The following is a 21,626-nucleotide window of genomic DNA, read 5'->3' as shown; positions in this document are numbered from 1 at the left end:
GAGAGGGGTGATCAGGAGAGAGGGGTGACCCAGAGGGGTGTTCAGGTGAGGAACGTCTTGAGTTCGTGGACGAGCTTGCGGATGTGACCGGAGATCACCGGTGTGCCCTGGTCCTTGAAGCGCTCCCGGAACCACGGGTTGACGCTGCCGCGCCCGGAGCTGGTCACCGAGCCCACGGGGATGAACTTGACCCCGGAGCGGTGCAGGGCGGCCATGCTGTCGAACAGGGGCTGGCTCTGCCACTCGTAGAAGTCGGAGATCCAGACCACTACGGTGTTTCGGGGCTCGGCGACCTTCGGCTGGGCCAGGGCCATCGCGACCGTCCCGTCGGTGCCGCCGCCGAGCTGGGTGCGCAGCAGGCTCTCGAAGGGGTCGTGCACCCACGGGGTGAGGTCGAGCGCCCGTGTGTCGTACGCGATGAGGTGGACGTCCACCTTCGGCAGACCGGCGAAGATCGACGCCAGGATGGTGCAGTTGACCATGGAGTCGACCATCGAGCCCGACTGGTCCACGACCACGATGAGCCGCTGCGGTGTCGTCTTGCGGGCGGTGTGCCGGTAGTAGAGGCGGTCGACGTAGAGGCGTTCCTCTTCGGGGCTGTAGTTGGTGAGGTTCTTCCAGATGGTGCGGTCGAGGTCGAGGTTGCGGAACACGCGCTTGGGCGGGACCGAGCGGTCGATCGCACCGACCGTGGACTTCTCCACCTGGGTGCGCAGCACTTCGGCGACCTCGTCGACGAAGCGGCGGATCAGCGCCTTGGCGTTGGCGAGGGCGACGCCGGAGAGGTTGTTCTTGTCGCGCAGCAGCTGCTCGATGAGCGACATGCTCGGGGTGAGCCGCGCGGCGAGCTGGGGGTCGGCGAGCACCTCGCGCAGGTGCATGCGCCGGACGAGGTCGGCTTCGAGGGCGCCGAGTTCGGGGCCGATCGTGGGGATCAGGTTGCTCAGGTCGGGCGTCCGGCCGGCGCCTCCGGAGCCGGTCGGGCTGACACCGGGGCCGCCCGGCACCCGGCCGCCGCGCAGCTCGCCCGGTGCGCAGCCGAGCGCACGCTCCAGCCAGCCGGCGTCGCTCTGCCAACGGGACAGCTGCCCGGCGCCGACAGCTCCGGAGCCGGTGGCGAAGACGTTCAGCAGCACCTTGGACACCAGGGCCGCGCGCCGGACTTCGGCGGCACGGTCCCGAGGGTCGCCGACGGCCGCGTCCTCGGTGTCGGTCTCGGTCTCGGTCTCGGGGACCATCAACCCGTCGAACTCCGCCGCCAGTTCCGGGTGGCGCTGCACGATCGAGTCGACGGAGGCCTGCGGGTCCAGCAGCGCGGGCGGCAGACCGATGTCCTCGACGACGGCGAGGCTCGCGGACTCCAGGCCGGCCTGCTCCTCGGGGTCGAAGAGACGGGCGAGCAGCCGCCAGTAGAGGACCTGCCGACGGTTGTCGTCGGGAACTGCCGCCGGCACGTCGGCCGCGCCGGCCGTATCAGCCGTGTCGGCTGTGCCGGCCGTGCCGGCCGTGCCGGCCGTGTATTCCATGTCGTCGCTCATTTCCGGAGCAGCCTTCCCGCCCGTTCGCGCAGGACGGTCACGGCGTCGGTGGCGGCCTTCTCGGCCCGGGCGCCGGTCTTGTCGGCGGTGCCGCCGGCCCACGCGCCCGCGTGGAGGGCGACGGCCTTCCTGCGCACGGTGGTCTCGACGGCGAGCGGCTGGAGCCGGAACCCGCCGCCGTCCCAGCGGAGCAGGGCGATGCACGCGCCGGAGGCGGCGACGGCCTCGGGCGTCAGCGGGCTCGCGGTCGGGATGCGGTCGGTGTCGACGGGGAGAGCGCGGCCGGCGACGGTGAAGGTGAGGGTGTCGCCGTCCTGGCTCCTGTCGTAGCCCTCCAGGAACACCGGCTCGGCGATGCGCGCCGGGTGGCGGTCCAGGGGCGCGGTGGGCAGGGCGGTGGCGGTCGGCAGGACGACCCGCGCGGTGGCGAGGGCGTCTGCGGGATCGCCCTGGCGGGCCCTGGCGTCGTCCCACAGGAGATCGCCCTCGTCGGTGAGGGGCATCGCGTCGAGGTCCATCGCCCGGCCTTCGCCGAGGGCCGTGAGCAGCGACAGGTGCGGCCGCAGCAGCTGCCAGACGCCCGCCTCGACGACGGTGTCCGGCTTCGGCGCCGAGACGCTCGCGCGGACCAGTCGGGGTGCGGCGCCGTCGGCGGGTTCGAACACCGCGTGGACCTGGGCCTGTGCGGCGGTGGCGTGTTCGTGCAGGTCCACGCCGAGCGGCAGCAGCCGGCCGGTGACGGCCTCGACCGCGGGCACGTCGGCGGCTCCCGGCCGGGTCAGCAGCAGGGCGCGGGCCCACAGGTCGCCCCAGCGGCGCGCCGGGATCCGGTCCAGGGCCGCGCCGGGGCAGGAGGCGGCGAGCTCGGCGGCGAAACCGTCGAGCAGGGTCGCCAGGCGGCGCAGACCCGGGTCGGGCAGCATGGCGGAGACGATCGGTGCGGCCCCGCCGGCCAGTTCGTGGTCGATGCCCTGCCAGCCGGTGCGCGCGAGGTCCGCCAGCCAACTGCGGGCCGCCGCCGGCAGGTTGGCCTCGGGCCGCGCTCCGACGGCCGTCGGCTCCCGCTCCTCCCGCGTGCGGCCCGTCACCTCGTCGGCGCCGACCGTCAGTGCGTCGTGCACCGCGCCGAGCAGGGCGGTGCGGGCGGCGGCGAGGGCGACGAAGTGGTCCTCGCTCGCGGCTCCGACCGCGGCCTTCTCGGCCGCTTCGGCGACCCGGGCGGCGAGCGGGGTGCCGGCGACGGCGCGGACGAGCTCGGCGAGGTCCTGCACCCGGTCGGGGCGGGGGCGCAGCAGGCCCGCCACGAGGGTCCGGTCGAAGGCGTCGACCGCCGCCAGTGCCTCGTCCAGCCCAGCCACGGGCGCGGCGGGGCAGCCGGTCTCCTCTTCCTCCGCCGGTTCGGGCTCGTCGGCGGGCGTGCCCGTCGCGGCAGCCGCCCGGGTCGGCGGGAACCACTGCAGCTCCGGCAGCGGGGCGGTGACCGGGGCGAGTTCCAGATAGGCCAGGTGGCGCAGGAACCGGCTGAAGACGGACGCCGCGGCCGCCTTTCCGTCCGCCGGCGAGGGCCGGGTGCCGGTCATCGCGGCGGTGAGAGCGGCGGCGTCCGCCTGCGCGCCCCCGGGCTCGACGCGCAGATAGCGGGCGACGCGGTCCGCGCCGTACTGCAGCACGGCCTCGGTGACCAGGGCGCGGATGTGGTTGCAGAACGAGCCCCGCGCGCCGCCGCAGGGGCGGTTGTTGTTGGTGCTGCACGCGAAGGCGTACGTGCCGGCGGCGACCGACGAGACGTACACCCGCTCGATGTCAGAGCCGCTGGAGACCACGCCCTGCAGACGTCCGTCGGCCAGTTCGACGAAGGGGACCTTGGCGAGCTTGCGCGGCCTCGCGGGCGGGACCACCCGGGCCGTACTCGACTTCTCCCAGTCCGACACGCACCATCTCCTTTGCGGCACAAGGCTTCGCGCACGCCGAATCGGCGCAGCGCAGGGGGGTTGTCGCAACCGATCGGCGCAACACTGACGAACTTACCGGCGACCACTGACAACGCCGTCCGAGCACCCGGCGACGGGCGACGAGCCTCAAGCAGGTCCCGGCTCTTCTAGAATTCAGATGATCATGCTCGGGGGCGACGGCAGGGGCATGCCGAGGCGAAGGGGCGGGGTTGAGCGGGGAGCGGGCGGCGTTCGGGGCGCTGCTGCGGGAGTTGCGGCTGTCCGCGTCGCAGACCATCGAGGGTCTGGCGGAGGCGTCGGGCGTGAGCGTGCGGGGCATCGGGGATCTGGAGCGGGGACGGCGGGCGGCTCCGCAGCGGCGGACCGTCGCCGCGCTCGCGGACGGGCTGGGCCTGGACGAGAGCCAGCGGCAGCGGCTGCTGACGGCGGCGCGGGCCGGGCGCACCGGGGGCTACAGCCCGGTGGGCGTACGGGCGTTCCCGCGGGGCGTGGACGACTTCGTGGGCCGGGAACGGGAGTTGACCCGGCTGGCGGCGCTCGCGGCGCAGGAGGCGGCGGCCCAGCCGGCGGTGGTGGCGGTGTGCGGTCCGCCGGGCACGGGCAAGACGACGCTGGCGCTGCACGCCGCCCGGGATCTCGCCGACCGTTTTCCGGACGGGCAGTTGGTCCTGGACCTGCGCGGCACGGACGACGATCCGCCCGGTCCCGCCGAACTCGTGCTCAGCGTGCTCAAGGCCCTTCAGGTGGCCGACCGTGACCTGGCGCAGGCCGGGCCGTCGGGTCATCCCGCGCTGTACCGACGGCTGTTGGCGGAGCGGCGCTGTCTGCTGGTCCTGGACAACGCCCGTGACGAGGGTCAGGTGCGTCCGCTGCTGCCGGCCGCGGGCGCGGGCATGGTCGTGGTGACGAGCCGGCGGATGCTGACCGGTCTGGACAGCGTGCACCGGCTGCCGCTCGGGGAGCTGGAACCCGCGGAGGCGGCCGAGTTCCTGACCTCGCTCGTCGGAGCCGATCGTGCCGCCGCCGATCCGGCCGCCCTCGCCGATGTCGCCGAGCGCTGCGGTCATCTGCCGCTCGCACTGCGGGTGGCGGGCAACTGGCTGGCGACCCGCACCGGTTGGACGGTCCGCCGGCTCGCGGACCGCCTCGCCGTCGAGGACCGCCGGCTGGACGCGCTGGCCGCCGGCGACCTGCGGGTGTCCGCCGCGTTCGACCTGTCCTACCGGCAGCTGACGCCCGCCGCCGCCCGGTTGTTCCGGCGTCTCGCCCTCGTCCCCGGCCCGGACGTCGGTGCGGCCGGCGCCGCCCGGCTGACCGGTCAGCCGCTGTTCGACGCCGAGGACACCCTGGAGGAACTGGTCGAGACCGGGCTGCTGGGCGCGCCCGGGGACCGCTACCGGCTCCACGACCTGCTGCGGCTGTACGCCCGGAGCCGGCTCGAGGCCGAGGAGTGCGCGCCGGACGCCGATCTGGCCCGGGCGGCGCTGTACGACTGGCTGCTGGAGACCACGGTCGTGGCCGGCCGCTGGTTCGAGCCGGACCACGGCAGCCCGCCGCCGACCTGGCAGGGCACGGTCGATCTGTCGAGCGCGGACCGGGCGCGCGGGTGGCTCCAGTCGGAGGGCGCCAACTGGCTGGCCGCCCTGCGCGCCGCCGCGGCCGCCGGTGAGCACACCGCTGTGGTGGAGGTGGCCGAGGCCCTGCACTGGTTCTCCGACCAGTGGATCTTCTGGGGACACTGGCCCGAGGTCTTCGGCGCCGCCGCCGACAGCGCGCGGGCGCTGGGCGATCCCGTCCTGGAGGCGACACACCTCAACTATCACGCCTGGGCGCTGCTGACCTGCGAGGACCGCCCCCATGACAGTCTCGACCGCTCCGCCGAGGCCCTCGCCGCCGCGCTGCGCGCCGCCGACACCCGGCAGCAGGCCTGGGCCCATATCTATCGCGGGTGGGCGCTGCGCCGGCTGGGCGACTTCATACCGGCCGCCGACCACATGCACCGCGCGGCCCCGTTGTTCGAGGCCGTCGACGACCTGCCCGGCAGCCTCCAGGCCCGGCACGGGCAGGCCTCGGCGCTGCTGGACTCCGACGATCCCGAGAAGGCGCTCGTCGCCTACCGCGACACGCTGGCGTTCGTGGACCGGGCCGGTGACCGGCTGCCGTCGCACATCGCTGATTTCTCCCGGGGCCAGCTGCACTCGGGCCTGGGCGCCTGCCATGCCCTGCTGGGGCGGTGGACGCAGGCCGTCGACGACCTGAGCACCTCCGTGGCGATCTCCCGGAAGAGCGGCAACACGGCCATGGAGAGCCGTCAGCTCGTCGACCTGGGCAACGCGCTGCTGTCCGCCGGTCGGCCGACGGAAGGCCGCGAGGCCTTCGCCCGCTGTGTCTCCCTCGGTCTCGACGCCGACCCGCAGCGCGTCGCCGAGGCACGCAGCGTCCTCGCCCGTCTCGACGCGCCCTGAACTCGCCCTCCCGTCCCCGGGGGCGCCGCACCACGGGGAGGGCGGCGGGACGGTGACGGGCACGCGCCATCGACGGGCGAGGGGTCCCCTCGCCGTGCCCCCCATCCTGGTCCCGCGGCCTCCCCCGCGTCTTGTCCCGCAGTGCACCGTGCTGTTCCCTCAGTGCACTGCTGAGCGCAGCTCTGCGCAGGCACGGCGGACGGCCGCGCCCGCGCCGTCCGCATTTTTCTGCCTGCTTCCTGCCTGGAGACCGCCGGGGCCGACTGCTTGGCTGGTGACGGCGGGAGGAACGGGCCGCTGTCCGATCCCTCTCCGCCGGTTACGCACAGGTGGAGAGGAGAGCCAGGTGGCTCTGGTGGTGACGACTGCTTCGGTTCCCGAGGGAGAGAGACTCGCGTACTGGCAGGACGCACTGGGCAGAGCGCTGGTGCCCATGACCGTCACCGCGCGGGGCGACGGCCCGTTCGAGGGCCGGATCTCCACCGAGCGACTGGGCTGTCTGCGCATCTCCACGATCGAGGCCGACGCACACCGCCTGAGCCGCACGCAGGCCCATGTCGCCGACGCGTCCGCGAGCACGGCCACCGCCGGGGGCTGTGTGGCGGTCTGCGTCCAGACGGCGGGCACGGCGACGCTGATCCAGGACGGCCGACGCGCCGTCGTCGCCGAAGGCGACCTCGTCGTCTACGACACCGCCCGGCCGTATTCGCTGGACTTTCCGGGACGCTTCTCCGCCCATGTCGTGCACATGCCCCGGCGGGCGGTGGGTCTGCCCGTCGCGGACCTGCGGCAGGTGACCGGGACCGCGATCGCCGCGACGGAGGGGGTCAGCGCCCTGCTGGTGAGCTTCCTGACCTCGCTGAGCTCGTCGGTCCCGCCCTGCGCCCCGGCCGTGGCCGCCCGGCTGGCCACGGGCGTCGTGGACCTCTTCGCCGCGCTGGTCGACCAGTGCAGCGGGCGGGCCGCGGTGCGGGAGCGGAGCCCGGGCGACCACCACGTACTGCGCGTGCGCGACCACATCGACCGCAACCTCGGCGATCCGGATCTCTCCCCGCAGACCGTGGCGGCGGCGCACCACATCTCCGTGCGCTATCTGCACCGGCTGTTCGAGGGCGAGGGCGTCACGGTCGCCCGGCTGATCCAGCAGCGCCGTCTGGAGCGGTGCGCCCACGAGCTGGCCCGGTCCGACGCCATGGCTCCCACCGTGTCGGCGGTGGCGCAGCGCTGGGGCTTCGCCAACCCGGCCCACTTCAGCCGGGTCTTCCGCGCCGCCTACGGGCTCTCCCCACGCGAGTGGCGCGACGCGCGGCACGATCTGCTGCCGACCGGCTGAGGGCCGCGGCCGAGGACCGCGGCCGAGGACCGCGGCGAGGTCGGCTCGACGTCACGTCGAGGAACGGTCCCGGCTCGCGGTCCACGCGTAGATCAGGGCCGCCCCGGCGATGGTGGCCGCCGCCGGACCGACCGCGCGGAAGCCGCCGCGGGAGCGCCAGGACAGCACCGAATCGACCGAGTGGGCGGACAGCGCCGATCTCGCACTGAGCCAGGAGCCCACGGAGACGAAGGACACGGCGGAGCCGACGGACCCCACGGACAGGAAACTGCCGACCGAGGCGATGGACAGCGAGCTGCCGACCGAGCCGATGGAGAGGAACGAGTCGACCGAGCCGATCGACAGCGCCGAGTTCTTCGACCACAGCGAACGCCAGGAATTGTCGGCACGGTCGACGCCGCAGGAGCCGTCGAGGCCGTTGGAGCCGTCACGCTTCGTCACGGATCTCGTCATGCTCCGATCATAGGCCCGGAAGGCCGGACCGGTCAGGACGGCGGCCCGTCAGGACGGCGACCGGTCAGGACGGCGGTTGGTCGCGGTAGGGGATGCGGGCCAGGTCGCGGATCTCGCCGACGGTGCCCCACTCGTTGCCGCCGAGCCGGGCCAGGGGCCGCAGCCGCCGGATGTCGGGGTGGCCGTCGACGAGGACGTCCTTGCGTACGGCGGCGTGCACGACCTCGCCGAGGACGAGTGTGGAGTCGCCGATGCCCAGGGTCGAGTGCAGTCGGCACTCCAGGGCCACCGGCGAGGCGGCCACGCGGGGCGGCTTCACCCGCAGCGAGGGCTCCTGCTCGATGCCGACCGCGTCGAACTCCCCCTCGTGCGCGGGGAAAGCGGTGGCGGTGGCGTTGATCTGCTCGAAGAGCTCCTCCGGCGCGAGGTTGACCACGAACTCGCCGGTGGCCTCGACGTTGCGCAACGAGTCCTTGCGGCCGACGGAGGTGAACTGGACGATCGGCGGGTCGGTGCAGGCGACGGTGAAGAACGAGTGCGGGGCCAGGTTGGCGGTCGTTCCGTCCGCCGCCAAAGTCGACACCCAGGCGATCGGGCGGGGTACGACGACGGCGGTGAGCAGCCGGTAGAAGGCTCCCGCGCCGAGGGACCCGGGGTCGTAGTCGATGCGCATGTCGGCCAGTTCTACCCGACGCGGGCCCCCGGCAGCGGAACCGGGCCGCGCGCGGCGCTCCGAAACCGAGGCACACGACAACGGTCCGTGACGACAAGAGACGAAGGTCACGAATACGTATCGGACATTTGGCCCTTCAACCTTCACACCAGTCACACATGTTGGCTAGGTTGACGCCTAGCCGTTTCGATTGCCCTTCAGGGCACGGGGCTTGGGGCACCCGCACCAGGGGTCGCCCGGATTCCGCCGCCGACTGGCAGGCGGAGCACGGAAGGAGTACGTCTTCCATGGCGACGGATCGCAGCCCGCGCTCCCCAGGCAACAGCACCGACGAGCCGAGCCGGGCGGAGATCCAGCAGCGGGTCAGTTCCCTCTACGACCGCGCCGAAACCGACACGGGCACCTACAACGCGACTCGCGCCGCGTCGACTCGCTCACGCAGGGGCGGCGGCTCCGGCGGACGCCGGACGGACGATCAGTCACTCGAAGCGGTGGCCAAGCAGTGGTTCGACTCGGCGCGCAGCAAGGTCGGGCCGATCACGCCCGCCGTGCTGCCGGCCGATCGTCAGCCTGCGCGCCCGGCCCGGCCCGCGCGCCCGGCGAGCGCACCGGAGCGTTCGGCCGACAGCCCCGTGGTGCGGGAGCTGGAGGCCGCCACCCGACGGGGTCCCGAGCTGACCGGCCGCGCCGTCGCCGCGCTGCCCGCCGTGCCCGAGCAGCGCCGGGACGAGCCCAAGGCCCTCGCGCCCGCCGCCCTCGCCCTTCCCGCCGCGCCCGCGTCGCCCGCCTCTCCGGCCTCGCCCGCCGCCGCTCCCGCGAACCGGCAGGCCTCGCTCAAGAACACCAAGGAGCAGATCGGGCGGAAGCTCGCCACGGCCCGGGAGGTGCTGGCCCGCGCCATCGCGCAGCCGGTGCAGCCCCAGGCAATGCAGTCCCAGGCCATGCAGTCCCAGCCGATGCAGCCGCAGGCCATGCAGTCCCAGCCCATGCCGCCTGAACCCATGCAGTCCCAGGTCATGCAGCCCCAGACGATGCAGCCCCAGGCAATGCAGTCCCAGGCCATGCAGCCTCAGGCCGCGTCGGCCATGCCCACGGCCGTCCTGCCGGTGGTCGAGGCGCAGCCGGCCGAGCCGCAGCAGGTCCAGCAGCCCTGGGACACGGCGGAACAGCAGGCGTTCCGGGCGGAGATCACGGCCGCGTGGGCGGGACGGCCGACCGCCGCCGCTTCCGGAGCGGCTGCACCGGGCGACACGGGGAGCTTCCTCACAACCGGTGAACTCGGCTTCGCCACACCGGCGTCGGGCTTCGCGACGCCCGAGGTCGCGGCCCCCGCGCCCTCCGCTCCTGACTACCGTGCGTCGGAACTCGGCTTCGGCACACCGCCGTTCGGTCTGCCGATCCCCGAACTCGGCCTGGCCGCACCGGGAACCGCCTTCCCGGCGCCGGGCGCCGGTCCTGCCACGTCCGGCTACCAGCCGTCCGAACTCGACGGCTTCACACCGCCCTCCGGGTTCGCGGTGCCCGAGCAACTCCCCCTCATGACACCGGAGTCCGGCTTCGCGGCGGCACCCACCGGCTACGCCTCCGGCTACCAGACGTCCGAACTCGGCGTCATGGCACCGGCGTCGGACCTCCTGACGAACGGCACCGGTTTCCAGGCCGCTCCCGCCGGTTTCCCCGCCGAGCCCGTCCTCCCGGCCGCCGTTCCTCAAGCCGTTCCCCAAGCCGCTGCCCCCCAGACCACCGCTCCCCCGGCCGCGTTCCCCACCGACGTCACCTCCAGCACGACCGGCACCGCGTACCTCGGGAAGGCGGACAAGGCGCTCGCCTTCGCCCGCGCCCAGATCGGCCGGCCGTGCGTGTGGGGAGCCACGGGGCCGGAGTCCTACGACTGCTCCAGCCTCACACAGGCCGCCTGGAAGACCGCCGGGGTGACCCTGCCGCGGGCCGCCATCGACCAGGCCCGGGACTTCACCCGGATCAGCCTGGCCGATCTGCGCCCGGGCGATCTCGTCTTCTTCTTCGACGACCTCAGCCACACCGGACTGTGCACGGGCAACGGCATGATGATCCATGCGCCGGGCCCGGGCTCGTACATCCGCGAGGAGGCGATCCTCCCGTTCGGCGAGGGCGCCCTGCGGGGCGCCGTCCGCCCCTTGTGAGGGCGCACGCGCACAGGGGTGCGCGTGGCCGGTTTTCGCGCATCGCGGGAGCGGGCGTCCCGGGGAGACTGGCGTCCGGTGCTGCGAAGCGGAGGACGCGCGATGGGGGACTCGCGAGAAAGCGTGCGCAAGGTGGAGCGGGGGCCCGCCCGGCCGGGCTGCCCGGTGCGCCGCGGAGCGGACGGGACCTGGGAGGTCCGGGGCTACGCGGCCGCACGTGAGGTGCTGCGCGGCGCGGAGACGGTGCAGGCCGGTCTCGGGATAGAGACGGTGGAGAAGATGCCGTCCCGCATCCGCCGCCCCGTGCTCTACCAGGACGGCCCCGGACACCGTGAGCAGCGGCGGCAGACCGCCCGCTTCTTCACGCCCCGGCGCGTGGACGAGCACTACCGCGAGCTGATGACGCGCGTCGCCGAGGAGCAGGTGGCGACGGTCCGGGCCGTCGGTACGGCGCAGCTGTCCGATCTGAGCTTCACCATGGCGATCGAGGTGGTGAGCGACATCCTCGGGCTGACGCACAGCCGTCCGGGGCTGAAGTCCAGGCTGGAGCGGTTCTTCCCCGAGGAGTTCGGTCAGCCGGGGCTGACCAGCCTCAGGGGTCTGTACTGGCTGGTGCGCCAGAACGCGAACTGGCTGCGCATCCATCTCGCCGACGTCCGTCCCGCGATCCGTGCGCACCGCCGTCGGGAGCGGGACGACCTGATCTCCCATCTGCTGGCCGAGGGGTGCTCGGACGCGGAGATCCTCGGCGAGTGCCTGACGTACGCGGCGGCGGGCATGGTCACCACACGCGAGTTCATCTGCGTCGCCGCCTGGCATCTCTTCGACGATCCGCGGCTCCTGGAGCGGTACCGCGCGGCCGAGGAACCGGAGCGGCTGGAGCTGCTCCGGGAGATCCTGCGGCTGGAGCCCGTCGTGGGACGCCTGTCCCGGCGGGCCACCGCGCCGCTGCGGGTCGGGGAGTCGTCGGTCGCCCCGGGCGAGCTGATCACCGTCTTCGTCGACGAGGCCAACGCGGACCCGGAGGTCGTCGGCCGCGCCCCGGACCGCCTGCGTCCGGGGCGGGTGCTCGCACAGGGCGCGGGGACGGCCGGGCTCACCTTCGGGGACGGCGCTCATCGCTGTCCCGGCGCCGGGGTCGCCGTCCTGGAGGCGGACGTCCTGCTGAGCCGGCTCTTCGCGCTCGACGGTCTGCGGATGACCGGCCGACCGCGGATCTCGTTCAAGGACGAGATCGGCGGCTACGAGATCCGGAACCTGACGGTGACCACGGCCGCGCCGGGATGACACACCTCAGCGCGTCGCCTCAACGCCTTGGCTCAGCGCCTTGGGCTCACTCAGTGCAACGCGGAGTCGGTGCGCGCCTGAGCCCTTCTGGCGTTGTTGTAGGCGCGCAGGAGCAGTTTGGAGACGGCGCAGGGCGACCGGTCGAAGTGGCACTGTCGGCACGTGCGTGCGTGCTCCTCGTAGGCGTTGCGGGCCTCTTGCAGGGCATCCTCGGGAGAGGGCATGGGGGGTCCTCCGAACGGAACGGCGGTTACCCGGGGCTTAGCTACTCACCAGTAGCACCCCGTCAAGAGGATTTGACCATGTTACTCACGGTAGCGGAAAATGCGATCCCCACTGAGGAGGCCGGTTTGACGAGCGAGGACGACAGGCAGCGCGCGGCGCGGGTGTTCGACGCGCTGGGGCCCGTGTACGAGAAGGCGTTCGCGCACTCCGAGGCGCATCACCGGTCCCTGGAGTGGCTGCTCGGGCGGCTCGCGCCGCGGAGCTCCGTGCTGGACGTCGGCAGCGGGACCGGGCGGCCGACGGCCGCGACCCTGGCGGGCGCCGGCCATGACGTACTGGGCGTCGATATCTCCCCCGTGATGGTCGACCTCGCCGCACGACAGGTGCCCGAGGCCGCCTTCCGCTGCGTCGACGTGCGGGAACTCCCACTGGAGGAAGGCTCGTTGCACGCAGCCTGCGTGTACTTCTCGCTGCTCCAGATGGAGCGGGCGCAGCAGGCCGAGGTGATCGGCAGGCTGGCGCGGGCGCTGCGGCCGGGAGGCAGTCTCGTGCTCGCCACCGTGCCGCTGGACGTGGAGGGCGTCGACGCCGTGTTCATGGGGCAGCCCGTGCGGGTCACGAGCTTCGCCGGCCCGGATCTCGTCGACGTGGTCACCGGAGCCGGGCTGACCGTGCTGGCCGAGGAGAACGTGCTGTTCACCCCCGACCATCCCGAGGCCGTGCCCGAGCCGCAGGTCTTCCTCCAGTGCGGCAGGAAGTAGGAGGCGCTCAGCCCTCGTTGCGGGCGGCGAGCGCAAGGACCAGTGCCGCCGAGCCCGTGCCCAGCAGGGCGCCGGCCACCACGTCCCCCGGGTAGTGCACGCCCGTGTGGACCCGCGAGTAGCCCACCGCGCAGGCCAGCAGGCCCAGCGGGACCGCGGTGACCGGCAGGGTCGGGCCGACGGCGGCCGCGAAGGCGACGGCCGAGGCGGTGTGCCCGGAGGGGAACGAGGCGGAGTGCGGCATCGGCACATGCCGCCCCGGGAACGGCGAGTCCTCGGCGCGGTGCGGACGCGGGCGGCGTACGAGCTGCTTGCCGAGCAGGTTGGCGGTCGCCGAGGCGATGCCGATGGCCGCGACGCCCATGGCGGCGGCGCGCCGCTGGCGGCCGCCGCGCACGGCGAGCGCGGCGGCGACCGCGAAGGACAGCTTGGAGTGGTCGGCGGCGGCGGACAGCCGGCGCAACGCGGTGTCCAGGGTCGGCGTCCTGGTCACGCTGACCGCCTCGTACAGCGCCTGGTCCAGGGTGGCGAGGTCACCGACCAGGCGCAGGGTCGGGGGGAGCTTCGGGCGGCGGTCAGACATCGTAGGCCTCCTTGATCGTGCGGGGGTCGGGATGGCCGAGCGCGAGGCGGAAGACGCGCCGCCAGTCGACCGTGGGGGGCGCATAGGCGGCGCCCGGGCGGTGCCGGGGCACCCGGACCCGCAGCGCGGCGGGCCGTACCGTGCACACGACGGGGGTGGTCAGTTCGAGTGCCTCGCCGTCGACGGCCACCGCTATGCGCTCCCGGTCGGCCTCGACGACGACGCTCCGGGAGATCACCGAGGTGATGCTGCCCGCGCGCTCGCCGAGCAGGGCGAGTTCCGCGGCCTGGGCCGCGCCCTCGACCCGGATGCCGATCACGCCGAGCAGTCCGGCGTCCAGCCGGGGGCGGCGGCCGCCGCCGAGCGGGTCGGCGCGGGCGTAGGCGTTGTTGCTGACCAGGAGCGCCTGCGGCGCGTGCAGCCGGGCGTCGTCCGTGCGGACGTCCAGCGTCGGGCCGGAACCGCCAAGCAGCAGGTCGGGCAGGTGTTCGAGGGCGGTGGCTGCCTTGGCGTCGCGGTACTCCGGGCTCTGCACTATCTCCGCGTACGCGCCGAAGGAGACGGTGTTGACGAAGGCCCGGCCGCCGACGTCGCCGAGGTCCACGCGGAGTTCGACGCCGTTGGTGAGGGCGTCCAGACTGCGCACGGGATCGGTGCGGTCGAGGCCGAGGTCCATGGCGAAGTGGTTGCGGGTGCCGGCGGCGACGACCAGGAAGGGCACGTCGTGCTCGGCGGCCACGGCCGCGACCAGCGCCTGGGTGCCGTCGCCGCCCGCGACGCCGATCAGATCCGCGCCCTCGGCGACGGCCCGGCGGGCTTCGACCGCCGGGTCGGTGTAGGTGTCGTCCGTGCCGAGCAGGATCACCCGGGCGCCGAGCGCCTCGGCGTGCGCGACGAGGCCGTGTTTGACGACCTTGCCGCCGCCCGAGCGCACGTTCATGATCAGGACCGGTCGGCGCGGCGGCGGGGTCTTGCGGCCGTGTGTGCCCTTGGGACGGCGCACGCTGCGCAGCGAGGCCCGGGCCGAGGCCAGGGCGCCCGCCCACAGCCCGATCGCGCCCACCGCCACCGGCCACAGGCCGGAGGTGGCGTACAGCACCAGCACGCCCACGGGCGCGGTGACGGCGACCAGTCCGCCGACCAGTCGGGGTCCGCCCCGGTGCGCCAGCATCCACCAGACGCCCGCGCCGGCCAGGGCGAGCAGGGCGAATCCGGCGAGCAGGATCAGCCAGCCGCCGGAGTCGGCGCCCGCCACGACCACCGCGACGCAGGCGGCGACCAGCACCAGCGCGATCCGGGCCCAACCCCGCGCGCGGGCGACGGCGTCCTGCTGCGCCGGGCGCAGGTGCGGCAGCGCCCATTTCGATCTACCCGTCTCGTTCACCGTGCGCCCGCCATGCTCCGAAGCTCCCTGTCCTGCGTCTACAGCGCCAACGATCTCCGTCAATTGTCCATGCCACAGCACTCCGATGTGACCTCGCCCGCGCCGTCGGCGGTGGCGTCGAGGCGGCAGAAGCAGGACGCCCGGACGGGTACGTCGGCCAGCGCGGCCGCGAACTTGAGCTGCTGGGCCACGATCCGTGCCTCCGCGTCCTTGCCCAGCCGGACCAGGCACTCGTGGAAACCGTGCAGCGACCAGACGTTGCCGGGGTGCTGGGACGGGCGCGGCAGCGTGTCGTCGAGTCCGAGATCGGCGCGGTAGACCGCCTCGGCCTCCGCGATCCGGCCCTGTTCCAGCAGCAGTGCGCCGTAGGCGTGCCGGGTGGGCTGCATCCAGCCCCAGGGCTCGTCGTAGGGGAGGGCGTCGTCCAGTGCGATGGACCGCTCCAGGGCGGCGAAGGCCAGGTCGTGGTTGCCCTTGCGGTACTCCAGTTCGCCGTCGAGCATCGCGGACGCGATCGCGAGGACGTCCTGGCAGGTGTTGTTGAACAGCATGCGGGTCTCGGGCACACGGTCGACCGCCGCGTGGAACAGGGCGCGTTCGGCCTCGGCCTCGGGGACGCGGCCGGTGGCGGAGAGGGCCACGCCGCGGGCGTAGTGGAGCATCGCGGTGGTCACGCTGTAGAGGACCGGGTCGGCGGGCGGCGGCAGATCGAGGACGTCCTGCCAGCGGCCGAAGCGGATCAGCACATGGAACCGCATGGTGAGGAAGGCCTCCAGCCAGTCGGCCATGGGCGGGCTCGGCACGCGCAGCAGTTCCTCCGGGATGGAGGCCTCCAGCCGTTCCACGGTCTCCAGGGCGGTCCCGGCCTGGCCGAGGAACATCGCGCCGTAGATCTTGAAGTGGTAGTCGTGCGACCGGTACAGCGTGTAGAAGTTCATGGCCCCGGACCGCGCCCGGTACTTCTCGTCGGCGGCGATCGCGGCGGTGTTGTCGGTGACGACGCGCCGGTAGTCGCCGCACAGCACGTCCAGATGCGAGGGCATGTGCTGGAGGTGACCGGCGTCGGGCACCAGGCCGCGCAGCCGGTCGGCGACCTGGAGAGCGGCCTCGGGGGTGGGCGACATCTCCATGAGGTGGATGTAGAAGTGCAGGACGCCGGGGTGCCGGGCCGCGGCCGCGTCGGCGAGCGCGCGGTCGAGCACCGCCTTCGCCTCCCGGGTGCGGGCGCCCTCGGCGGGCTCGCCGGTGCGCAGGTCCCACAGCTGCCAGGGGGTGAGGTTCATCAGGGCGTCGGCGTACAGGGCGGCGACGTCGAGATCGTCGGGGGCGAGCTCGTGGACGGCCCGCATGGCGTCGGCGTAGGGCTCGTTCCACACCGAGCAGTCCTCGGCGGGGCGGGTCTGCGGGAAGCGGGCGCGCAGCGCGCCGATCAGGGCCCGTTCGACGGGGGTGGCGGCCGCGGCCTTCTCGTGGGCGAGCTCGACCGCGGCGTGGGTGCGGGCGACGGTCGTCGTCAGGTCCTCCTCGTCGAAGAACTCCCACGGCTTGTTGTAGTTGGGGCCGAGGGCGTAGGCGATGCCCCAGTGCGCCAAGGCGCAGTCGGGGTCGGCGCGGACGGCGGCCTCGAAGCAGACGACCGCCTCCTCGTGGTGGAAGGCGTACGACCAGACCAGTCCGCGGTCGAACCACAGTTGGGCCTCGGCGGACGAGGTCGTCACGGACCGCCCGTGACTGCCGAGGTCGTAGTACTCCCCGGTGTGCTCCCCGCTGTCATTGCTGTCTTTCATGGGTCTCCCGTCGTCGCGCGCTGTTCGAGTCGAGCGACGTATACCGCGTGCTCCGGGACCGGGACGGTTTCTTGCGTGCGGGAGCACCCGTACGGGGCGGGGGCGGCGCGAGCGAGGGGCCCGCCGGCAGTGCGGCGGGCCCCTCGTCGTCTGTTCAGGCCGGAGCTCAGTTGCCCCGGGTGCTGCGGCGCAGGACCACGAAGCCGCCGATCACCAGCAGGGCGCCGAGAGCGCCGGGCCACAGGCTCGCTCCCGTCTCGGCGAGGTCGCCCTGGACCGCCTGCGGTTCGGTCCCGCCGGGGAGGGTCCCGGTGCCCGTGTCGGCCGGCGGCGTGGTCTGGGCCGGGGTGGACACCGGGGTGGACACGGTCGGCGGAGCGGTCGCGGGCGCGCCGATCTCGCCGCCCGAAGCGCCCGAAGCGGCCGACGCTGCCGCCGACGCGGCGGCGGGCGCCGAGGTGGCCGCCTTGGGCGACGGCTTGGTGTCGCGGGTGGGGTCGGCGGTGACGGGGACGCCGGCGCCGTCGTCGCCCGTGTCGGGCTCGGTGTCGACGGGGTCGGTGGTCGCGGGTGCGGTGGCGGGTGCGGTGGTCGCGGGCTCGCTCGCGGGCGCCTCGGGGCTCTGGGACGGCTGCTGCCCGCCGTCGTCCGAACCGTTGTCGTCGCCGTTGCCGCCGCCGTTGTCTCCGTCTCCGTTGTCTCCGTCGCCGCCGTTGCCGTTGTCCCCGTTGCCGTTGTCTCCGTCGCCCGCGCCGTCGTCCGCGCCCGCTCCGCAGGTGCGGCCCTCGTTGATGCAGTCGACCATCTCCCGCATCAGCTTCTCGTCGAAGACGTTGATGAAGTCGCCGTGGTCCGTGACCGGCTTGTGCAGCTGCTCGGGGAAGGAGTCCACCGCGAACAGCGGAGTGGTCTTCCCGCCGTCCTGAAGGCTCGGCGCGTCGACGTCGTACACGATGCGCTGCACCAGCTGCGGAACGGCCTCGAAGCCGGCCGGGCAGGTGCCGTCGGGGGCGGCGAAGGCCACATGGGTGCGGTGGTTGGCGCTGTCGATGTTGGCGCCGTCCCAGCAGCTCTGGAAGCGGAAGGTGCGCACCACGTCGCTGCCGGCCGGGCAGAGCGGGTACTTGTCCTTGAGCTGGCGGTCCTCGAACCCGGTGCAGCTCCAGGACGCGTTGGCGTTGGCCGGGCCGTTGACGAAGGCCTTGGCGTCACCGGTGATGATGCGCAGCAGCCGGGGCATCTCGGTCACCTTGGAGCTCGGGTTGCCGACGAAGGTCAGCGTGACCTGCTTGGCCGTGACGATCTCGCCCGCGTTGCCCTCGATGCCGCCGCCGGGGCTCTTCGCGTCCTGCTCCTGGGTGCCGTTCTGCAGACGCAGGACGGGCCAGTAGTAGGTGGACTTGTCGCTCTGGTCCACACAGCTCGTCTCGGCCTTCGCAAGGTCGTCGTCGGAGGCGAAGGCGTTGTTGGACTGGTTGCCGATGTAGTCGTGGAAGTGGTGGGCGCCGTTGGTGACACCCGGCGCGACGATCACGTTGTCGGAGTTGAACAGCCCGTTGGCGTTGACTCCGCAGCTGGTGACGAAGGTGCCGCGGGAGGGACCCGAGCGGGGGTCGGGAAGCTGCTGGGTGGCCGCGACGGTCGTGATGTCGACGTAGTCCCCGGCGACGGGACCGTTGCCGGCCTGTCCGCCGTTGCCCTGCTGGCCGTTCTGACCGGACTCCTGAGCCGAGCCCTGTTCCTGGCCTGCGTCCTGCCCCTGCTGCCCGCCCTGCTCCTGCTGCTTCTGCTCCTCGGTGATGCGCAGGGAGCAGGCGGCCAGGGCGTCCACGCCGTCCGGGCGGTCGCCGTCGCGGTCGATGGCCTCGGCGATACGGCCGATCGTCGCGCCGCGCTTCTCCTTCAGCGGGTTCATCACCGCGTTGTCGGCGAAGCCGGGGTCCTGCCGCACCGCCTGCGCCTGGTCCTGCAGTTGCCGGTAGGCGGCGGCTATCTGTTCGTCCAGGAGCGCGAGTTCACGGTCGACCTCGGGCCTGGCGCCCTCGGGAACGCTGGTGAGGCTGTTGCCGACGTCGGGACAGTCGATGGTGACCGAGCCCCCTCCGGTCAGCTCCACCGCCTCGCCGTTGGAAGTGGCCGAGGCGTAGACGTTCGCCGCCATCAGCCCGCCGCCGCCAAGGATCAGGGCGACCGCGGCGAAGGTCGCCCGCCGCCCACCCGTCTGGCGTCTGCGCCTGTTCTGTACCAAGGAATGCTCCTACGCGTCGTCGGCGGCCACGGCCATGAAATCCCCCGACCCAATACGCAGCCGGAGGCGGGAGTGTTCAACCGCCCCACGAATTCATAGCAACATCTCAGGCAAGCGCCGCACCCCGCCCCTCCGGAACGGCCGTGACCTGCCTCTTACGGCGGGCGCGCTCGTGCAGCAGACCCATGACGACGGCGGCGGCCACCGCGATCAGGTGCTCGCGGCCGGCGAGGTTGGGCTTGGCGATCGACTCCAGCACCATCGAGCCGCCGGTGAGCGTGAACACGATGGGCGCGCGGCGGACGACCGACAGGTAGGTGAAGAGTCCGACGACCGCGGCGGACGGGCCGGTGTCCAGCACCTGACCGACCTCGGGCGGCAGTCCGAGACCCCACAGGCCCGGCCCCGTCGCCAGCATCACCCGCACGGTGAGGGTGCCGGCCAGGGTGGACGCGTAGGCGATCAGCAGGGTCCGACGGCGGCCCAGGGCCAGCTCGGCCAGGGCGAAGGCGAGGAACAGCTGGGTGATGCCGGCCCACACCGGCAGGTCGAGGGCCGGGACGTAGAGGGAGACCGGGGTGCGCAGCAGGGCCAGCCACAGGGGCAGGTCGCCCTGCACCCCGCCGAGGATCCGCACCGCCGTCGCGCCCGCGGGGTGCTGGGCGATGGCATGGAAGAAGATCACGCCCGCGCAGGCCACGAACGCCAGCAGCAGCGCGCCGGGTCCGCGCCGACGCAGCTGCCGCAGCGGGTCGACGACGATGCCGTTCCACTCGTCCCGCAGCGTCCGGCCGACGAACGCGGCCAGGCGCGCCGGTGCGCCACGGCGCGGCTCAACGGCGGCACGGCGGTCCGCGGCGCGGCTGTCGCGAGGCTCGTTCTCCACGCGGTCGCCGTGCGGCCGCTCCACTTCCGGACGCAGGATGCTCAAGGTCGTCCCCAAACACTCGTCGCACGATGTTTCGTGCGAGTCACGTCATGGAAGACGCGAAGACGGCCCGGCAGGATCATCCGTCCCGCAAGCCGTCTACCTCACATGTGCCTCGCCGTCGCGCGGCCCGACCTGCCGACGGGCACCGCGCGCCTGCTGACTCCCGGTCACGCCGCTGTAACTCAAGTGGGTTAATGTCACTTCTGTGGAACGCACTGACCAGCGGAACATGACCCCGGCCGGGTTACGTCGCACGGCGGGACCGACCACCGTCGAACCCGTGCCGACCCTGCTCGCCGACGGCGTCCTCACCGAAGAACTCGCCCTGGCCGTGCCCGAGGGCACCCGGGTCGCGGTGGCGAACTATGCGATTGCGCCGGGCGGTTCGCTGCCCTGGCACTACCACGAGGGCCGGGTCGTCGCCGTGGTGACGGCCGGTGTGCTGACCCGGACCCTGGCGGACGGCTCCGAGTGCGTGACGCCGGCCGGCGGGTGCATCGTCGAGCCGGTGGGACCGCAGGGTGTGCACAGGGCGGAGAACCGGGAGCCGGAGCCCCTGCACATCTGCGCCCTGTTCTTCCTCCCGCAGGGCAGTGCGTTGTCTACGCGCGCAGAACCCCCCGAGGCACTCGCGTACGGCTGACCGGAGCCGGAGATCAGCGTTGCGGTCGGCGACCCGCCTCCTGGGCCGGGAACGTCTGCTCGGCGCCCGGCAGGGTGGGCTTGGGCAGGGTGGCGACCTCCGTCTGCGCCTTCCGCAGCAGCTCCATCGCGTCGTCGGGCAGCAGCAGGACGACGTGCTCGACGTCGGCGAGCGAGCCGCGGCGCGGCGGTCCGGCCGCGACGGCCCGCCGCACGCTGCACGCTCGGCGGGAGCAGGGCGAGGGCCGCGGCGGCGCCCAGCGCGCCGGCGGCCGAGCCCAGGAGCCTACGACGGGTCAGTTCGGCCATGTGCGGTGTGCCCCTCGGATCGGCGCGGTCCGGCTCATGCCGCTATGCGTTCCCGGTCGGGCCCAGATCTGACGGTGCGTCACTCTTCCGCATCGGTGCAACCGGTCCAACCGGTCCGGGCGCCGGAAATCTCGGTGACGAGGGCCATGACCTCCTCGGTTACAGTGCCCCGCCGGCATCGCGCCGGCGTCGAGAGGAGACACAGCGGTGCGCTTTGGGGTGGGGAACGTGGGGAACGTCGGGCGGGGGCTGACGCTGGCAGCCCTGTTGACCGGGCTGGTCACGGGGTGCGGGGCCGAGGACGCCGACTCGGACACGGCGTCGGGGGCGTCGGCGAAGGTCGCCGAGCGGGGCGGGTCCGTCGGGGCCTCCGGGTCCGCCTGCGAGCTTCCGGTGACCTTCGACATCGCCGAGTTCTGGAAGGCCGAGGCCGTCGACACCGCGGAGGCGACCGCCGCCGCCGGCGACCTGGCCGAGCTCGTCGACGTGTTCGCGCGCCAGGGCCCGGTCACCATGGCCTGTGAGATCGACGCCAAGCCCGCGGGGAAGATCGGCTTCCTCCGGGTGTGGACCGGCAAGCCCGGCGACGCCGACGCACGCGCAGTGCTGGAGGCCTTCGTGGCCGCCGAGCCGGAGGCGAGCGGGGCGAAGTACAACACGTTCGAGGCGGGCGACGTCACCGGCGCCGAGGTCGAGTACGTGACCACGAGCAAGGTCCTCGAGGAGTCGAAGACGGAGCACGCCCTCGCCGTCACGACCTCGGCGGGTCCCGTCGTCCTGCATCTCGGCGGTCTGGACACCGACGAGCACAACGCGATGCTCCCGGCGTACGAGCTCGCCAAGAGCACGCTGCGCCCCACCGCCGCCTGACCGGCCCGGGTCTCTCCGCCGTC

At 73.2% G+C, this 21,626-nt stretch carries 17 protein-coding genes and 2 pseudogenes; 7 read left to right on the top strand and 12 right to left on the bottom strand.

Translation table 11 applies throughout. The annotated features are described in order from the left end of the window. Positions 1-41 precede the first annotated feature (41 nt). From ABZ725_RS06725 to ABZ725_RS06715, 3 genes and pseudogenes are all read right to left on the bottom strand, one after another. Complete coding sequence (locus tag ABZ725_RS06725) at positions 42-1,526, bottom strand: VWA domain-containing protein (RefSeq protein ID WP_358801654.1); 1,485 nt, start codon at positions 1,524-1,526, stop codon at positions 42-44. 8 nt (positions 1,527-1,534) lie between these two features. Further along, on the bottom strand, positions 1,535-2,896 hold the full coding sequence (locus ABZ725_RS06720; protein WP_358802062.1) for a hypothetical protein: 1,362 nt from the start codon (positions 2,894-2,896) through the stop codon (positions 1,535-1,537). 69 nt (positions 2,897-2,965) lie between these two features. After that, positions 2,966-3,469: pseudogene (locus ABZ725_RS06715) on the bottom strand (hypothetical protein); the annotation flags it as partial. Positions 3,470-3,699: 230 nt separating this feature from the next. Here ABZ725_RS06715 and ABZ725_RS06710 point away from each other — a divergent pair. Together ABZ725_RS06710 and ABZ725_RS06705 are read left to right on the top strand one after the other, a co-directional pair. Continuing rightward, on the top strand, positions 3,700-5,955 hold the full coding sequence (locus tag ABZ725_RS06710) for a helix-turn-helix domain-containing protein (protein WP_358801653.1): 2,256 nt from the start codon (positions 3,700-3,702) through the stop codon (positions 5,953-5,955). Positions 5,956-6,301: 346 nt separating this feature from the next. After that, the gene (locus tag ABZ725_RS06705) at positions 6,302-7,288 is read left to right on the top strand and encodes a helix-turn-helix domain-containing protein (RefSeq protein ID WP_358801652.1); all 987 of its coding nucleotides are present in this window, start codon (positions 6,302-6,304) and stop codon (positions 7,286-7,288) included. 51 nt (positions 7,289-7,339) lie between these two features. Here the strand turns inward: ABZ725_RS06705 and ABZ725_RS06700 are convergent, their stop codons facing one another. After that, a complete protein-coding gene (locus tag ABZ725_RS06700; RefSeq protein WP_358801651.1) occupies positions 7,340-7,741 on the bottom strand; it encodes a hypothetical protein in 402 nt (133 codons plus the stop codon). Between the two features lie 64 nt (positions 7,742-7,805). Next, entirely contained in the window at positions 7,806-8,414 is a 609-nt protein-coding gene (locus tag ABZ725_RS06695) for a flavin reductase family protein (protein ID WP_358801650.1), read from the bottom strand. A gap of 287 nt (positions 8,415-8,701) precedes the next feature. Here ABZ725_RS06695 and ABZ725_RS06690 point away from each other — a divergent pair, with 287 nt between their 5' ends. Both ABZ725_RS06690 and ABZ725_RS06685 read left to right on the top strand, forming a co-directional pair. Continuing rightward, the gene (locus ABZ725_RS06690) at positions 8,702-10,576 is read left to right on the top strand and encodes an NlpC/P60 family protein (protein ID WP_358801649.1); all 1,875 of its coding nucleotides are present in this window, start codon (positions 8,702-8,704) and stop codon (positions 10,574-10,576) included. A gap of 102 nt (positions 10,577-10,678) precedes the next feature. Beyond that, a complete protein-coding gene (locus tag ABZ725_RS06685) occupies positions 10,679-11,863 on the top strand; it encodes a cytochrome P450 (protein WP_358801648.1) in 1,185 nt (394 codons plus the stop codon). A gap of 50 nt (positions 11,864-11,913) precedes the next feature. On the opposite strand, the gene ABZ725_RS06680 is transcribed toward ABZ725_RS06685, so the two are convergent. Next, positions 11,914-12,087 carry a hypothetical protein gene (locus tag ABZ725_RS06680; protein ID WP_351911583.1) on the bottom strand — a complete coding sequence of 58 codons (174 nt, stop codon included), beginning with the start codon at positions 12,085-12,087 and terminating at the stop codon, positions 11,914-11,916. A gap of 126 nt (positions 12,088-12,213) precedes the next feature. Between ABZ725_RS06680 and ABZ725_RS06675 the strand changes: the two genes are divergently transcribed. After that, the gene (locus ABZ725_RS06675) at positions 12,214-12,849 is read left to right on the top strand and encodes a class I SAM-dependent methyltransferase (protein WP_358801647.1); all 636 of its coding nucleotides are present in this window, start codon (positions 12,214-12,216) and stop codon (positions 12,847-12,849) included. A 7-nt stretch (positions 12,850-12,856) separates the two neighbouring features. Here ABZ725_RS06675 and ABZ725_RS06670 read toward each other — a convergent pair whose 3' ends face one another. The 5 genes from ABZ725_RS06670 to ABZ725_RS06650 all read right to left on the bottom strand — a co-directional run bounded on the left by ABZ725_RS06670 (position 12,857) and on the right by ABZ725_RS06650 (position 19,659). Further along, entirely contained in the window at positions 12,857-13,432 is a 576-nt protein-coding gene (locus ABZ725_RS06670; RefSeq protein ID WP_358801646.1) for a phosphatase PAP2 family protein, read from the bottom strand. Continuing rightward, the gene (locus ABZ725_RS06665) at positions 13,425-14,726 is read right to left on the bottom strand and encodes a diacylglycerol kinase family protein (RefSeq protein ID WP_358802061.1); all 1,302 of its coding nucleotides are present in this window, start codon (positions 14,724-14,726) and stop codon (positions 13,425-13,427) included. Before ABZ725_RS06665 ends, ABZ725_RS06670 begins: the two co-directional genes overlap by 8 nt. Before the next feature lie 149 nt (positions 14,727-14,875). Continuing rightward, positions 14,876-16,603 (bottom strand): hypothetical protein, encoded by a 1,728-nt coding sequence (locus tag ABZ725_RS06660; protein ID WP_358801645.1) that lies wholly within the window; start codon positions 16,601-16,603, stop codon positions 14,876-14,878. A 166-nt stretch (positions 16,604-16,769) separates the two neighbouring features. Then, positions 16,770-18,764, bottom strand: a complete 1,995-nt coding sequence (locus ABZ725_RS06655; protein WP_358802060.1) for a DUF1996 domain-containing protein — start codon at positions 18,762-18,764, stop codon at positions 16,770-16,772. A 193-nt stretch (positions 18,765-18,957) separates the two neighbouring features. Beyond that, on the bottom strand, positions 18,958-19,659 hold the full coding sequence (locus tag ABZ725_RS06650; protein ID WP_358802059.1) for a hypothetical protein: 702 nt from the start codon (positions 19,657-19,659) through the stop codon (positions 18,958-18,960). Between the two features lie 328 nt (positions 19,660-19,987). Here ABZ725_RS06650 and ABZ725_RS06645 point away from each other — a divergent pair, with 328 nt between their 5' ends. Next, positions 19,988-20,425 carry a cupin domain-containing protein gene (locus tag ABZ725_RS06645; protein ID WP_358801644.1) on the top strand — a complete coding sequence of 146 codons (438 nt, stop codon included), beginning with the start codon at positions 19,988-19,990 and terminating at the stop codon, positions 20,423-20,425. 130 nt (positions 20,426-20,555) lie between these two features. Here the strand turns inward: ABZ725_RS06645 and ABZ725_RS06640 are convergent. Further along, positions 20,556-20,733 (bottom strand): annotated as a pseudogene (locus ABZ725_RS06640) (phospholipase); the annotation flags it as partial. Between the two features lie 228 nt (positions 20,734-20,961). Between ABZ725_RS06640 and ABZ725_RS06635 the strand changes: the two are divergent. Next, positions 20,962-21,603, top strand: coding sequence for a lipoprotein (locus ABZ725_RS06635; RefSeq protein ID WP_358801643.1), 642 nt, complete (start codon positions 20,962-20,964; stop codon positions 21,601-21,603). Positions 21,604-21,626 lie beyond the last annotated feature (23 nt).

The organism is Streptomyces sp. NPDC006872 (genome assembly GCF_040635845.1).
Lineage (GTDB): Bacteria > Actinomycetota > Actinomycetes > Streptomycetales > Streptomycetaceae > Streptomyces.
The sequence above is the reverse complement of the archived record's forward strand: the minus strand, read 5'-3'. Positions and strand labels throughout refer to the sequence as shown.